Here is a 13,685-nt window from a genome sequence, read left to right as displayed (position 1 = left end):
TCTCTCGCCTCTTCTTCTCTGGCTTTTCTTCTCGTCTGCCGTCCGCTCGCGCCTACTGGGCGGCGAGCGTCTCCTTGGCAGCGTTCACGACGGCCTCCGTCGTGATGCCGAACTTCTGGAACAGCGTCTTGTAGTCGGCCGATGCGCCGAAGTGCTCGATCGAGACGCTCCTGCCCTTGTCTCCGACGTACGGACGCCAGGTGAGCGACCGGCCGGCCTCCACAGAGACGCGGGCCGTCACGGATGCCGGCAGCACCGACTCCTTGTACTCGGCGCTCTGCTCCTCGAACCACTCCTGGCTCGGCATGGAGACGACACGGGCGTTGACGCCGTCGGCCTTGAGTGCTTCGCGCGCATTCACGGCAAGCTGCACCTCGGAGCCTGTCGCGATGATGATGACGTCTGGCGTGCCGTTCGGCGCCTCGGCCAGCACGTATCCGCCCTTCGACACGTTCGCGGCCGAGGCGAACGTGTCGCCGGATGCCTCGCCGTCGCCGCGCTCGAACACCGCGATGTTCTGGCGTGTGAGGGCGATTCCCGTGGGGCCGCCTCGACGCTTGAGCAACTCGAGCCACGCGTATGCGACCTCGTTCGCGTCGCCTGGGCGCACGAGCGTGAAGTTGGGAATGGCCCGCAGGGTCTCGAGTTGCTCGATCGGCTGGTGGGTCGGGCCGTCCTCGCCGAGCGCGACGGAGTCGTGCGTCCAGACGAAGATCGTCGGGATGTTCATCAGCGCGGCAAGACGCAGCGACGGACGCTGGTAGTCGCTGAAGATGAGGAAGGTGCCGCCGAACGGACGTGTCGGACCGTGCAGCACGATGCCATTGAGGATCGCGGCCATCGCGTGCTCGCGGATGCCGAAGTGCAGCACGCGCCCGTAGGGGTTACCGCTCCACTCGTGCGTCGAACGCTCGGTCGGCACGAAGGATGCACCTGACTCGATCGTGGTGTTGTTGGACTCCGCCAGGTCCGCCGAACCGCCCCACAGCTCGGGCACCAGCGGTGCGATGGCGTTCAGCACCTTTCCGCCTGCGGCGCGCGTGGAGACGTCCTTGCCCGGCTCGAACACGGGGAGCGCCTCTTCGACGCCCTCGGGGAGTTCGCCGGTCAGCAGCCGGTCGAGCAGCGCCTTGCGCTCGGGGTTCGCCTCCGCCCACGCATCGAAGCCGGCCTGCCACTGCTCGCGCTGCTCCGCACCGCGCTCGACGGCCTTGCGCGTGTGCTCGAGCACCTCGTCCGCCACCTGGAAGGTCTGCTCCGGGTCGAATCCGAGCACCTCCTTGACGGCACGCAGTTCGTCCGCACCCAGTGCGGAGCCGTGGATCTTGCCCGTGTTCTGCTTCTTCGGGCTCGGCCATCCGATGATGGTCTTGAGGATGATCATCGACGGCTTGTCGGTGACGGCCTTGGCCTCTTCGATGGCGTCGAAGAGCTCCTGCACGTCTTCCACGTACTGGCCGGTCTTCTTCCAGTCCACGACCTGCACGTGCCAGTGGTACGCCTCGTAGCGCGCCTTGACGTCTTCGGTGAAGGCGATGTTCGTGTCGTCCTCGATGGAGATCTGGTTGCTGTCGTACAGCACCACCAGGTTGCCGAGCTCCTGGTGCCCGGCGAGCGAGGATGCCTCGCTCGTGATGCCCTCTTCGAGGTCGCCGTCGCTGGCGATCACGTAGACGAAGTGGTCGAACGGGCTGGTGCCGGGAGCGGCGTCGGGGTCGAACAGCCCGCGCTCGTACCTGGCCGCATATGCGAAACCGACGGCGGAGGAGAGGCCCTGGCCCAGCGGGCCAGTCGTGATCTCCACGCCGTCGGTGTGTCCGTATTCCGGGTGACCGGGGGTCAGTGAGCCCCACGTGCGCAACGCCTTGAGATCGTCGAGCTCGAGACCATAACCGCCGAGGTAGAGCTGAACGTACTGGGTCAGGGAGCTGTGCCCGGCCGAGAGCACGAAACGGTCACGCCCCAGCCAGTGCTGATCCTTCGGGTCGCGGCGCATGACGCGCTGGAACAGGAGGTAGGCGGCCGGAGCCAGGCTCATGGCAGTGCCGGGATGCCCGTTGCCCACCTTCTCCACGGCGTCCGCTGCGAGGATGCGCGCGGTGTCGACGGCCTTGTTGTCAATGGGATCCCATTGCAGTGCTGCCACTTTGAGACTGACCCTTCTTATGTTGGTCGGTGCGACGACGGGCCCGTCGAACGGACCCGCACCAGTGAGAGGTAGTGCGCGCGCCCTGACATCTTCGGCACCCATGCGTGCGCGTTCGCGAACCAGTGAGGTGCTGGCGGAACAGGCGCGCATCGATAGGCGAGCACACCCAAGTATAGGGAGATTGCCAGATTGGGGCGGCCCTGAGCGGCCTCCTTCTGTGGCGACCCGACAAAACGGAATCGGCCGCATCCGGCGGCGCCTGCGCTCCGCGCGGAGCACGGGATCGAGGAGAGAATCGGGCGTACCGGCTGGTGCTGCAGACCCGGGGTGAGTCTTCGGCCGCGCAGCCACGTTAGACTCGACGAACGGGTCAGAAGCGATTGAGGAGCGATGGACGTAGCCGTTGAGAGCCGGGCAACACCGGCCAGAATCGGGTTCCGGCGCAAGTTCGCCGCATACGTCGCCCTCACCAAACCGCGGGTGATGGAGCTGCTGCTCGTGACCACCATCCCGGTCATGTTCCTTGCAGCAGGCGGCGTACCCGACATCTGGCTCATCGCGGCCACCGTGATCGGCGGCGCAATGAGTGCAGGTTCTGCCGCGGCGTTCAACTGTTACATCGACCGCGACATCGACAAGGTCATGGCGCGCACCAAGAACCGTCCTCTGGTGACGGGAGAGCTGACGCCGCGCGAAGCGTATGTCTTCTCATGGGCGCTCGCCGTCGCATCCACTGTCTGGCTGTACTTCACCACCAACTGGCTGGCGGCATTGCTTTCGGTCGTCGCCATCGTCTTCTACGTGTTCGTCTACACGCTCTGGCTGAAGCGGCGCACCCAGCAGAACATCATCTGGGGCGGCATCGCGGGGTGCTTCCCTGTGCTGATCGGCTGGGCCGCCGTGACCGGCTCGCTCGACTGGGCTCCGTTCATCCTCTTCGGGGTCGTGTTCCTCTGGACCCCTCCGCACTACTGGCCGCTGTCGATGAAGTACCGCGACGACTACAAGTCGGTCGGAGTTCCCATGCTCGGCGTCACGCGAGGGCGCGCGGCGGTCGGCCTCCAGGTCATCCTGTACGCATGGGCGACCATCGCCTGCTCGCTTCTGCTCATTCCCGTCGCTCACATGGGCGTCGTCTATACGGTCACAGCCCTCGCGGCCGGCGTGTGGTTCATCTACGAGACGCACAGGCTCTACGCGTTGGCGATCCGCCACGAGAACCCGTCGCCGATGCGCGTGTTCCACGGTTCCATCACCTATCTCTCCGTGCTCTTCCTGGCGATCGCCATCGACCCCCTGCTGCCGTTCTGATCGTGGCGCTCAAGACACCCCTCGGCGCCCTCGCCGACCGCTACACGCTCTCCCCGCGTTCGCTCAGGTGGGCCTCCACCGCGTCCCTCGTGGTGAGCATCCTCATCGTCTTGGGCGGGGGAGTCGTCAGAGTCACCGGTTCGGGACTGGGATGCCCCACCTGGCCGACATGCGAAGCGGGCTCGCTCTCGCCGACTCCCGAGCTGGGCATCCACGCCGTCATCGAGTTCTCCAACCGCATGCTCACGGTCGTGCTGTGCTTCGCCGTTGCGTGGGTGATCATCGCGGCACGGCTGCAGAAGCCGCGGGTGCACAGCATCACGCGGCTGGCATGGTCGCAGTTCTGGCTTGTCGTGGTCAACGCCGTCGCAGGAGGCATCAGCGTCTGGACGGGCCTGAACCCCTACGTCGTCGCCTTCCACTTCGTGATGGCCATGGGCCTGCTCACCACGACCACGCTCACGTGGCACCGGGTGCGAGAGGCGCCAGTATCTGGCGATGCCCTCTCCCGCATCACGAGGCCGGCCCGGGTGCTCAGCTGGGTGCTCGCCACCCTTACGGCCGTGCTCATCGTTGTGGGAACGCTCGTCTCCGGCTCCGGGCCGCACTCGGGCGACACCGCAGAAGTGCCGCGTATGGCGTTCGACTGGGTGGCCATCACTGCGGTGCACGGCGTGCTGGGCACGGCAACGCTCGTTGTCGCCGTTGTGCTCGCCGCGACGCTTGCGCGCGCCAGAGCCGTCGTTCCCCTGCGCCGCACAGTGGGCTTCATCGTGGTCGTCGTGGTGCAGGCCGCCATCGGGCTCATCCAGGCCCTGACCGCGTTGCCTGCTCTTCTCGTCGCGGTGCACCTGGTGTTCGCAGCACTCGTCTGGGTCGGTGCGCTGCGGGTGCTCCTTGATGTGAACCCCGGCCTGTTCCCGCGGGTGCACACGGCGCAGCAGCCTGTCGCCGAAACGCAACGCACGAGGCCTTTGGCCGAACGGGCGAGCTGAGTGCATCGCAATCGGCCGAGGCGTGCGGGGCGCGCCGCGGCCGCAGCACGGATGCTCGCCCTGGCACTGATCACGCTGCTTGTGATCTCCCCGCTCCTGCCCACCCTGACGGCGGCGTTCCAGCCTGGGCCGCCCGGCGGTCCAGGCGGCCCGCTCGCAGGCATCCTCGCCACGTTCCGGTTCACTCCCGCGCTCACCTGGTTGGGCAACAGCCTCATGGTGTCGGTGACGACCACGGTTGTCGCCATCGGCGTTGCGGCGCCGGCGGCCTACGCACTTTCGCGGGCGCGGGGACGATTCGTCTCCGTGTCGTCGCTCGTGCTCTTCGTCGTTCAGTCCCTGCCGGTCGTGGTGCTCGTGATCCCGTTGTTCGTGCTCTTCGCCGGTGCCGGGCTCGTCGATTCCCTTGGTGGGATCACCCTCATCTACATCGGCCTCTCCGTCGCCGTCGCGATCTGGATGCTCACCTCCGCGATCGACTCCGTGCCCGTTCGCCTGGAGGAGTCGGCCTGGCTGGACGGCTGCAGCGTCTTCGGCTCGTTCCTCCGCATCGTGCTGCCGAGCTGCTGGCCAGGCATCGTCTCGACGGCGATCTACTGCTTCCTGCTCACCTGGAACGACTACCTGGTCGCGCTCGTGTTCATCAAATCGAATGCGCTCTACACGCTGCCCATCGGCCTTCAGGCGGCGCGAACTCCCGGCCTCATCCTGGTCATCGTGCTGCCGCCGCTCATCCTGTTCGCGGTGCTGAACAGGTACTTCTCGGTTGGCGGGATCGCCGGCTCGCTCGCGGACCGCTGATCGAGCATCTGCCCCTGGTCGTTGTCACCAGGTCGGCATAGCGTGGAGGTCATCGGCATCGAATACCCATTCCGAATCGAACCGGGGAGATCTCATGAGCGCACTACCTCCAGTGGTCGACGCACAGACCTGGCAGCGGGAACTGGAAGCGCTTCGCGTGCGCGAGAAGGCCGCGACGAGAGAGCTGGATGCCATAGCGGCACAGCGCAGACGGCTGCCCATGGTGCGGATGCCCGACTACACGCTCGAGGGCGAGCATGGGCCCGTGCGACTCGTCGACGTTTTCGAGGGGGCACCACAGCTGATCGTCTACAACCACATGTGGTTCGACGATGAGGAGTGGCAGTGCCCGGGCTGCACGGGCTTCACGTCGCAGTTCACGAGACTCGAGTTCCTCGAGGCATATGACGCCCGCTTCGTCATCGTGACCCAGGGCCCCATCGACCAGGCGCTCGAATACAAGGAGCGCGTCGGCAACCGCATGACGTGGTATTCGACCGCGAACAGCGAGTTCGGCGCAGACGTCGGCGCCCCCAAGGGCGGCGGATTCGCCCTCAACGTGTTTCTGCGCGACGGCGACGACGTCTACCGCACGTGGCACACGAACGGCAGGGGCGTCGAACAGGTCAGCCACACCTTCCCGCTCATCGACCTACTGCCGTACGGCCGGCAGGAGGAGTGGCAGGACTCCCCGACCGGCTGGCCCAAGTCGCCCACCTACGGCAAGTGGGCTTCCCCTCAGGAGATCGCCGCCGCCTACGCGGGGCACTGATTCGGCGTCCCAGACGGCAAGACGCGAACGCCCAACCGTAGAGCCCGCTGCGTATTCGACCGGCGGCGTGCCCCGCCCTGTAGAATCGGGGGGTTCAGGAGTGCACCGTTGGCACTCGCAAGCCATCCGCACAATCCGATCCTCGGTGTCGTCGACCCGCGGCGACACGCGATCGAGGTCGGAGCCGGTCTGAAGCCGGTCACGGGCGGCAGGAAAACGAGGTAATCACAATGTCAGACGTTCTCATCGACCGTCCCGAACTCGCCGGTCTCGGCCAGTACGAATTCGGATGGTCCGATTCAGACGCGGCGGGCGCGACCGCCAGGCGAGGGCTTTCAGACCAGGTCGTGCGCGACATCTCGGCTCTGAAGAACGAGCCGGAATGGATGCTTCAGCGCCGTCTCAAGGCGCTCCAGCTCTTCCAGCGCAAACCGATGCCCACGTGGGGAGCAGACCTCTCCGAGATCGACTTCGACAACATCAAGTACTTCGTCCGGTCCACGGAGAAGCAGGCGCAGACCTGGGACGACCTTCCCGAAGACATCAAGAACACCTACGAGAAGCTCGGCATCCCCGAGGCGGAGCGTCAGCGCCTGGTCGGCGGCGTCGCGGCTCAGTACGAGTCGGAGGTCGTGTACCACCAGATCCGCGAAGACCTCGAGGCCCAGGGCGTCATCTTCATGGACACCGACACGGCCCTCCGCGAGCACCCGGAGTTCTTCGAGGAGTACTTCGGCACCGTCATCCCTGCGGGCGACAACAAGTTCGCGTCGCTCAACACTGCCGTGTGGTCGGGCGGATCGTTCGTCTACGTGCCGAAGGGCGTGCACGTCGAGATCCCGCTTCAGGCCTACTTCCGCATCAACACGGAGAACATGGGCCAGTTCGAGCGCACGCTCATCATCGCCGACGAAGACAGCTACGTTCACTACATCGAGGGCTGCACGGCGCCCATCTACAAGTCGGACTCGCTGCACTCGGCCGTCGTCGAGATCGTCGTGAAGAAGGGCGCACGCGTGCGCTACACGACCATCCAGAACTGGTCGAACAACGTGTACAACCTCGTGACCAAGCGTGCCATCGCGCATGAGGGCGCCACCATGGAGTGGATCGACGGCAACATCGGGTCCAAGGTGACCATGAAGTACCCGTCCATCTACCTGGCGGGTGCCCACGCCAAGGGCGAGACGCTCTCCGTGGCGTTCGCCGGACCGGGGCAACACCAGGATGCCGGCGCCAAGATGATCCACATGGCGCCGTACACGCAGTCGTCGATCGTCTCCAAGTCGATCGCCCGAGGTGGCGGCCGGGCCGGCTACCGCGGAGAGGTGCGCGTGGAGAAAGATGCCCACCACGCGGCGAACACAGTGCGTTGCGACGCGCTCCTGGTCGACACCATCTCGCGAAGCGACACCTACCCGTCCATCGACATCCGCGTCGACGACGTGCAGCTCGGCCACGAGGCGACCGTCTCGCGCGTGAGCGAAGAGCAGCTGTTCTACCTGATGAGCCGCGGCATGCCGGAGGACGAGGCGATGGCGATGATCGTGCGCGGCTTCATCGAGCCCATCGCCCGGGAGCTGCCCATGGAGTACGCGCTCGAGCTCAACAAGCTCATCGAGATGGGCATGGAAGGCAGTGTGGGTTGAACCCTTCAATCACGATTGAAAGGCGAGTGCGCCAGGCATGACCATCACCGAGACGGAACCCACCTTCATCCCGGTACAGACTCGATCAGAGCGCTTCACGTCGACAGACGTCGCGGACTTCGGCGCCGTGACCGGCCGCGAGGCCACCTGGCGCTACACGCCGGTTGCGCGCATCGCGCGGCTGTTCGAGCCGGGGCTTGACGGATCACGGTACGACTACGAGCTGAGCTCGGCGACGGGCACGGGCAGCGTCAGCGCTCAATGGGTGCGACGCGACCACGCGCTCATCGGCGCCGCAGGCATCCCTGAGGAGAAGGCATCCGCGAACGCGTGGACGTCGTTCGACGACGCCCTGCTCGTGACCATCTCGGGAGATGCGGGGGAGGCAAGCCTCACGCGAGCATCGCTCGGGCTCTCCGACCGTGCAGCGCACACCGTCATCCACGCGACCGAGGGCAGCAACGCGACTCTGCTGCTGCGCAACATGGGAGACGCCAGCCTCACCGAGAACATCGAACTCGTGCTCGACGCCGGTGCGAAGCTCACGGTGGTGAGCGTGCAGGAGTGGACGGATGCCTCCAGGCACGTCTCGACTCACTTCGCCTCTGTCGGCCGCGACGCGCGCCTCAAGCACGTCGTCGTCTCGCTCGGCGGATCCTTCATCCGACTGAACCCGGCGGTGCACCTCGCAGGCCCGGGAGCCGAGATCGAGGCGTACGGCGCGTACTTCGCGGATGCCGGCCAGTACATCGAGCATCAGGTCTACGTCTTCCACGACGAGCAGCACCAGCGCAGCCGCGTGACCTACAAGGGCGCACTGCAGGGGGCATCCGCTCACACGGTATGGATCGGCGACGTTCTCATCGGGCAGAACGCGGTGGGCACCGACAGCTACGAGCAGAACCGCAACCTCGTGCTCACCGACGGTGCAAGGGCAGACTCCGTGCCCAACCTGGAGATCGAGATCGGCGACATCGTCGGCGCGGGCCACGCCAGCGCGACGGGCCGATTCGACGACGAGCAGCTGTTCTACCTGCAGTCGCGAGGCATTCCAGAAGACGAGGCGCGACGCCTCGTCGTGCGCGGATTCCTCGTCGAGGTCGTGCAGCAGATCGGATCGCCCGCGCTCGAGGAACACCTGCAGGCCGCCATCGAGGCGGAGCTGGCAGGGGGATCGGTCGCCACGGGAGCGCAGGCATGAGCGCCGAGCGCGTCTGCTCCGAGGCGGATCTCGCCGAGAACGAGGCGAAGCGTGTGGTGGTCGGCGGAGTGCCGATCGCGCTCGTGAAGGACTCGGCCGGCGACATCCACGCCATCGGAGACACCTGCACGCATGGCGACATCTCGCTCAGCGAAGGATTCATCGAAGGTGAGGCCATCGAGTGCTGGGCGCACGGCTCCCAGTTCTCGCTGCTCTCCGGAAAGCCGCTGAACCTCCCGGCCTATGAGCCGGTCCCAGTTTTCACCGTCGAGCTCATCGACGGAAACGTCTTCATCGACCCGACCATCACGAAAGCATTCTGATCCATGACAACCCAGTCCGCTTCCACGCTGGCCATCCGAGGCCTCCACGTCACCGTCGAGACCGACCAGGGCACCAAAGAGATCCTGCGCGGCGTCGACCTCACCATCAACACCGGCGAGATCCACGCCATCATGGGGCCGAACGGCTCCGGCAAATCGACGCTGGCCTATACCATCGCCGGACACCCGAAGTACAAGGTCACGCAGGGTTCCATCGAGCTCGACGGCCAGGACGTGCTCGCGATGACTGTGGACGAGCGCGCACGTGCCGGGCTCTTCCTCGCCATGCAGTACCCGGTCGAGATCCCGGGTGTCACCAACACCAACTTCCTGCGTACCGCGAAGACGGCGATCGACGGCGAGGCACCCTCCATCCGAACGTGGACCAAGGACGTCAAGACGGCCATGTCCAACCTCAAGATGGACTCCTCCTTCGCCTCCCGCAACGTCAACGAGGGCTTCTCAGGCGGTGAGAAGAAGCGCAACGAGATCCTGCAGCTCGAGCTTCTGAAGCCGCAGTTCGCAGTGCTCGACGAGACTGACTCCGGCCTCGACATCGATGCGCTCAAGATCGTCTCCGAGGGTGTCAACCGCGCCCACGAGACCACGAACCTCGGCGTTCTGCTCATCACCCACTACACGCGCATCCTGCGCTACATCAAGCCCGACTTCGTGCACGTCTTCGTCGCCGGACGGGTTGCGGAAGAGGGCGGCCCCGAACTGGCCGAGAGCCTCGAGGAAGAGGGCTACGTGCGCTTCGTCTCCGAGGGCGAGCCAGACACGGATGCCGTGCTTCCCGAGGCAGACCCTGCTCCGGTGAGCACGCAAGCGTAGGCTGAAATCATGCCATCCACGCTCGCTCCCTCCCTCTACGACCAGGTCGAAGAGGCGCTCAAGGACGTGATGGACCCCGAGCTCGGCGTGAACGTCGTCGACCTCGGACTCATCTACGACCTCGCCTGGGATGACGAGAACGACGCACTCGTCATCTCCATGACCCTGACCAGTGCAGGGTGCCCGCTCACCGACGTGCTCGAAGAGCAGACGGCCGAGGCCCTCGACGGCGTCGTGGAACGCTTCCGCATCAACTGGGTCTGGATGCCGCCATGGGGTCCGGAGCGCATCACCGAAGACGGCCGCGACATGATGCGCGCCCTGGGCTTCGCGATCTGAATTCATTTGCACGCCGCGCGAGCGGCGGCGTGCCGCGGTCGGCTGATCGCGTGGTTGCGTACGGCGGCGTACAGGCCGCCGCCTCGTAGAGCGTCTTGCGAGCGGGGACTCTCGTACTCCGGAAACACGCATCGGGCGCTCCGGTACCCTTGTATGGCGCGATCGCGCTCATCCCTCGTCCGACCGACAGAACTGGAACACGCCTGTGCTCGCCGTGCACGACCTCGAAATTCGCGTCGGCGCGCGAACCCTCATGTCCAACGTGTCGTTCCGCGTCGGTGAGGGCGACAAGGTGGGACTGGTGGGGAGGAACGGCGCGGGCAAGACGACCCTCACCAAGGTGCTGGCGGGGGAGACCCTGCCAACGGCCGGCAAGGTCGAGCGCAGCGGCGAGATCGGCTACCTGCCGCAGGACCCGCGCAGCGGCAACCCGGAAGACCTCGCCCGCACCCGCATCCTCGACGCCAGGGGGCTCGGCACGGTTGCCCTGCAGATGCAGCAGGCCGCGCTCGACATGGCGAGCGACGACGAGGCGATCAGCTCCGCTGCGATGAAGAAGTACGGCCGGCTCGAGGAACGATTCCACGTGCTCGGCGGTTACGCCGCCGAAGCGGAGGCGGCATCGATCGCCAGCAATCTCGGGCTGCCCGATCGCATCCTCGATCAGCCGCTGAAGACCCTGTCAGGCGGCCAGCGACGACGCATCGAGCTCGCGCGCATCCTGTACTCGGACGCGCAGACGATGATCCTCGATGAGCCGACAAACCATCTCGATGCGGACTCGGTCGTGTGGCTGCGCGACTTCCTCAAGGGCTACAAGGGCGGCCTCATCGTCATCAGCCACGATGTCGAGATCGTGGGGGAGACCGTCAACCGCGTGTTCTACCTTGATGCCAACCGTCAGGTCATCGACGTCTACAACATGGGCTGGAAGGACTACCTCGCCCAGCGCGCGGCCGACGAGGAGCGCAGGAAGAAGGAACGAGCCAACGCCGAGAAGAAGGCGACGGCCCTCCAGTTGCAGGCCGCGAAGTTCGGCGCGAAGGCGACGAAGGCCGCAGCCGCCCACCAGATGGTCGCCCGCGCCGAGAAGCTGCTCTCGGGCCTCGAGGAGGCGCGACAGGACGATCGGGTCGCGAAGCTGAGATTCCCCACACCCGCGCCGTGCGGACGAACCCCGCTGATGGCATCCGATCTCTCCAAGAGCTACGGCTCACTGGAGATCTTCACCGCTGTCGACCTGGCCATCGACCGCGGCTCGAAGGTCGTGGTCATCGGACTCAACGGCGCCGGGAAGACCACCCTGTTACGCATCCTCGGCGGCATCGACGTGCCCGACACCGGGGCCATCGAACCCGGCCACGGCCTGCGCATCGGCTACTACGCGCAGGAGCACGAGACCATCGACGTGGGCCGCACGGTGCTCCAGAACATGGTCTCGAGCTCGCCGAATCTCACCGAGACCGAGGCGCGCAGAGTTCTCGGCTCGTTCCTGTTCACCGGCGACGACGTGCACAAGCCGGCAGGCGTGCTCTCCGGCGGGGAGAAGACCAGGCTCGCACTCGCGATGATCGTGGTTTCTGGCGCGAATGTGCTGCTCCTCGACGAGCCCACGAACAACCTCGACCCGGCCAGCCGGGAGCAGATTCTGGATGCCCTGGCGCACTACGAAGGAGCGGTCGTGCTGGTCTCGCACGACCCAGGCGCTGTCGAGGCGTTGAACCCGGAACGTGTGCTCATCCTCCCCGACGGCGTCGAAGACCACTGGAACGCGGACTACGCGGATCTGATCGCCCTGGCCTGAGTCACGCCGAGGCAGTCAAAGACGTCACCTCGAGCGGAAAGTCGCGCGAGTCGAGGAATCCGCGCAAGAAGTCGACGTGCTCGTCGCACGCCAGCCACGTCTTGCGGCGGTCCTGAGTGTGAATGCGCGGGTTGCGCCAGTCGATGCGCCAGGTGGCCGGTTCACGACAGCCGGCACGCGAGCAGGTCGGAACCTCAGGGCCGCCCCCGAGCGAGTCGAGCAGACTCATCTTGACGCATCCGGGCCGTGTTGCCGCTCCTCGGCGTGATCGCGCAGGTCATCGTCGGCCGGAGTTTCTGCCCGGCCATGAGTATCCTCTGGCGCACCTTCCTGAGGGTGCTCCTCATCGGCCGGGGGCAGAATGCTGCCGACGGGAACGATGCTTCCGGGGCGCTCGGGAGCCGACGGCCGGGCTTTGGCGACGTTGGCCACCACGACGGCGAAGTAGGGCAGAAAGATGGCGCCAGCCGCCGGGATCATGATCCACCAGCCCCGTACCCAGATCAGCGAGACCAGGCACAGCACACGGATCGACATCATGATCGTGTACTCGATCATGCGATGACTGCGGTCGACGGCCGGCGAGGCCGGCAGCGACGTGATCGATTCGCGCTTCATGATGGTGGGCTCCCGAGTGGATCAGCTGAGCGATCCGCAACTCCAGCCTACGTGCGTTGCCGCGGTGCGAACGTGACCAGAGCGCGCGGATGCGAGGCCGCGCCGGAGCCGTGGCGCAGCCCGGCGCCCGTAGAATGGGACCCGTTTGCGTTCCGCCTACTTCACGAGGATTGCCCATGACGACACCCCGCACCGTGCTAGTCACCGGAGGTAATCGCGGCATCGGCCGCGCCATCGCCGAGGAGTTCATCGCTCGGGGACACCGCGTCGCGGTGACGGCACGCAACGGGGATGGCCCTGCCGGATCGCTGACGGTTCGGGCGGATGTGACGGACACCGAGCAGGTCGATGCCGCCTTCTCGGCGGTGGAGGCCGAGCTCGGCCCGGTCGAGGTGGTGGTTGCGAACGCGGGTATCACCAGGGACATGCTGCTGATGCGCATGACCGACGATGACTTCGATTCGGTGGTCGACACCAACCTCGGTGGAGCATTCCGGGTGGTCAAGCGCGCATCGAAGGGGATGCTCAAAGCCCGCTTCGGCCGGTTCATCCTCATCTCCAGCGTGGTCGGCTTGTATGGTTCGCCCGGGCAGGTCAACTACGCGGCGTCGAAGGCCGGCCTCGTCGGCATGGCTCGATCGCTCACCCGTGAGCTGGCCGGTCGCGGAATCACCGCGAACGTCGTCGCCCCCGGATTCATCGAGACGGACATGACGGCCGCCCTGCCGGACGAGCAGCAGGCCGAGTACAAGCGCGCCATCCCCGCTGGGCGGTACGGCGAGGCGTCCGACGTCGCCAAGGCCGTCGCCTGGCTGGCATCCGATGACGCCGGATACATCACTGGCGCGTTGATCCCGGTCGACGGCGGCCTGGGGATGGGTCATTAGCC

The 13,685-nt window shown here is 66.1% G+C and carries 14 protein-coding genes; 11 read left to right on the top strand and 3 right to left on the bottom strand.

From position 1 onward, the window contains the following. Positions 1-52: 52 nt before the first annotated feature. A complete protein-coding gene (gene tkt / locus ACO2Q7_RS01095) occupies positions 53-2,146 on the bottom strand; it encodes a transketolase (protein ID WP_423353803.1) in 2,094 nt (697 codons plus the stop codon). Between the two features lie 393 nt (positions 2,147-2,539). Between tkt and ACO2Q7_RS01090 the strand changes: the two genes are divergently transcribed. The 10 genes from ACO2Q7_RS01090 (at position 2,540) to ACO2Q7_RS01045 (ending at position 12,178) form a co-directional block, all read left to right on the top strand. After that, positions 2,540-3,460, top strand: a complete 921-nt coding sequence (locus ACO2Q7_RS01090; protein WP_423353802.1) for a heme o synthase — start codon at positions 2,540-2,542, stop codon at positions 3,458-3,460. A 2-nt stretch (positions 3,461-3,462) separates the two neighbouring features. Continuing rightward, entirely contained in the window at positions 3,463-4,455 is a 993-nt protein-coding gene (locus ACO2Q7_RS01085) for a COX15/CtaA family protein (RefSeq protein WP_423353801.1), read from the top strand. 51 nt (positions 4,456-4,506) lie between these two features. Continuing rightward, positions 4,507-5,256 carry a carbohydrate ABC transporter permease gene (locus ACO2Q7_RS01080; RefSeq protein WP_423353800.1) on the top strand — a complete coding sequence of 250 codons (750 nt, stop codon included), beginning with the start codon at positions 4,507-4,509 and terminating at the stop codon, positions 5,254-5,256. A 94-nt stretch (positions 5,257-5,350) separates the two neighbouring features. Then, positions 5,351-6,028, top strand: coding sequence for a DUF899 domain-containing protein (locus ACO2Q7_RS01075; protein ID WP_423353799.1), 678 nt, complete (start codon positions 5,351-5,353; stop codon positions 6,026-6,028). 230 nt (positions 6,029-6,258) lie between these two features. After that, positions 6,259-7,677, top strand: coding sequence for a Fe-S cluster assembly protein SufB (gene sufB, locus ACO2Q7_RS01070; RefSeq protein ID WP_423353798.1), 1,419 nt, complete (start codon positions 6,259-6,261; stop codon positions 7,675-7,677). A 37-nt stretch (positions 7,678-7,714) separates the two neighbouring features. Continuing rightward, the gene (gene sufD / locus ACO2Q7_RS01065) at positions 7,715-8,878 is read left to right on the top strand and encodes a Fe-S cluster assembly protein SufD (protein WP_423353797.1); all 1,164 of its coding nucleotides are present in this window, start codon (positions 7,715-7,717) and stop codon (positions 8,876-8,878) included. Further along, a complete protein-coding gene (locus ACO2Q7_RS01060; RefSeq protein ID WP_423353796.1) occupies positions 8,875-9,201 on the top strand; it encodes a non-heme iron oxygenase ferredoxin subunit in 327 nt (108 codons plus the stop codon). Before sufD ends, ACO2Q7_RS01060 begins: the two co-directional genes overlap by 4 nt. Before the next feature lie 3 nt (positions 9,202-9,204). Further along, a complete protein-coding gene (gene sufC / locus ACO2Q7_RS01055; RefSeq protein WP_423353795.1) occupies positions 9,205-10,035 on the top strand; it encodes a Fe-S cluster assembly ATPase SufC in 831 nt (276 codons plus the stop codon). A 9-nt stretch (positions 10,036-10,044) separates the two neighbouring features. After that, positions 10,045-10,374: a metal-sulfur cluster assembly factor gene (locus ACO2Q7_RS01050; protein ID WP_423353794.1), complete on the top strand. Its 330-nt coding sequence runs from the start codon at positions 10,045-10,047 to the stop codon at positions 10,372-10,374. Between the two features lie 205 nt (positions 10,375-10,579). After that, positions 10,580-12,178, top strand: coding sequence for an ABC-F family ATP-binding cassette domain-containing protein (locus ACO2Q7_RS01045; RefSeq protein ID WP_423353793.1), 1,599 nt, complete (start codon positions 10,580-10,582; stop codon positions 12,176-12,178). Position 12,179: 1 nt separating this feature from the next. Here ACO2Q7_RS01045 and ACO2Q7_RS01040 read toward each other — a convergent pair whose 3' ends face one another. Together ACO2Q7_RS01040 and ACO2Q7_RS01035 are read right to left on the bottom strand one after the other, a co-directional pair. After that, entirely contained in the window at positions 12,180-12,407 is a 228-nt protein-coding gene (locus tag ACO2Q7_RS01040; RefSeq protein ID WP_423353792.1) for a hypothetical protein, read from the bottom strand. After that, positions 12,404-12,796: a DUF3099 domain-containing protein gene (locus tag ACO2Q7_RS01035; RefSeq protein ID WP_423353791.1), complete on the bottom strand. Its 393-nt coding sequence runs from the start codon at positions 12,794-12,796 to the stop codon at positions 12,404-12,406. The genes ACO2Q7_RS01040 and ACO2Q7_RS01035 overlap by 4 nt, the downstream gene beginning before the upstream one ends. 176 nt (positions 12,797-12,972) lie before the next feature. On the opposite strand from ACO2Q7_RS01035, the gene ACO2Q7_RS01030 reads away from it, so the two are divergent. After that, positions 12,973-13,683, top strand: a complete 711-nt coding sequence (locus ACO2Q7_RS01030; protein ID WP_423353790.1) for a beta-ketoacyl-ACP reductase — start codon at positions 12,973-12,975, stop codon at positions 13,681-13,683. The last annotated feature ends 2 nt before the right edge of the window (positions 13,684-13,685 follow it).

This window comes from Rathayibacter sp. KR2-224 (assembly GCF_049446075.1).
Taxonomy (GTDB): Bacteria; Actinomycetota; Actinomycetes; order Actinomycetales; family Microbacteriaceae; genus Humibacter.
This window is presented reverse-complemented; position numbering and strand designations above follow the sequence as displayed.

Excerpts from the sequence above, each read along its gene's own strand:
- ACO2Q7_RS01080 (WP_423353800.1), top strand. The coding sequence starts at position 4,507 with ATGCTCGCCCTGGCACTGATCACGCTGCTTGTGATCTCCCCGCTCCTG.
- ACO2Q7_RS01035 (WP_423353791.1), bottom strand. The coding sequence starts at position 12,796 with ATGAAGCGCGAATCGATCACGTCGCTGCCGGCCTCGCCGGCCGTCGAC.
- ACO2Q7_RS01075 (WP_423353799.1), top strand. The coding sequence starts at position 5,351 with ATGAGCGCACTACCTCCAGTGGTCGACGCACAGACCTGGCAGCGGGAA.
- sufD (WP_423353797.1), top strand. The coding sequence starts at position 7,715 with ATGACCATCACCGAGACGGAACCCACCTTCATCCCGGTACAGACTCGA.
- sufB (WP_423353798.1), top strand. The coding sequence starts at position 6,259 with ATGTCAGACGTTCTCATCGACCGTCCCGAACTCGCCGGTCTCGGCCAG.
- ACO2Q7_RS01060 (WP_423353796.1), top strand. The coding sequence starts at position 8,875 with ATGAGCGCCGAGCGCGTCTGCTCCGAGGCGGATCTCGCCGAGAACGAG.
- sufC (WP_423353795.1), top strand. The coding sequence starts at position 9,205 with ATGACAACCCAGTCCGCTTCCACGCTGGCCATCCGAGGCCTCCACGTC.
- ACO2Q7_RS01090 (WP_423353802.1), top strand. The coding sequence starts at position 2,540 with ATGGACGTAGCCGTTGAGAGCCGGGCAACACCGGCCAGAATCGGGTTC.
- ACO2Q7_RS01050 (WP_423353794.1), top strand. The coding sequence starts at position 10,045 with ATGCCATCCACGCTCGCTCCCTCCCTCTACGACCAGGTCGAAGAGGCG.
- ACO2Q7_RS01040 (WP_423353792.1), bottom strand. The coding sequence starts at position 12,407 with ATGAGTCTGCTCGACTCGCTCGGGGGCGGCCCTGAGGTTCCGACCTGC.
- ACO2Q7_RS01030 (WP_423353790.1), top strand. The coding sequence starts at position 12,973 with ATGACGACACCCCGCACCGTGCTAGTCACCGGAGGTAATCGCGGCATC.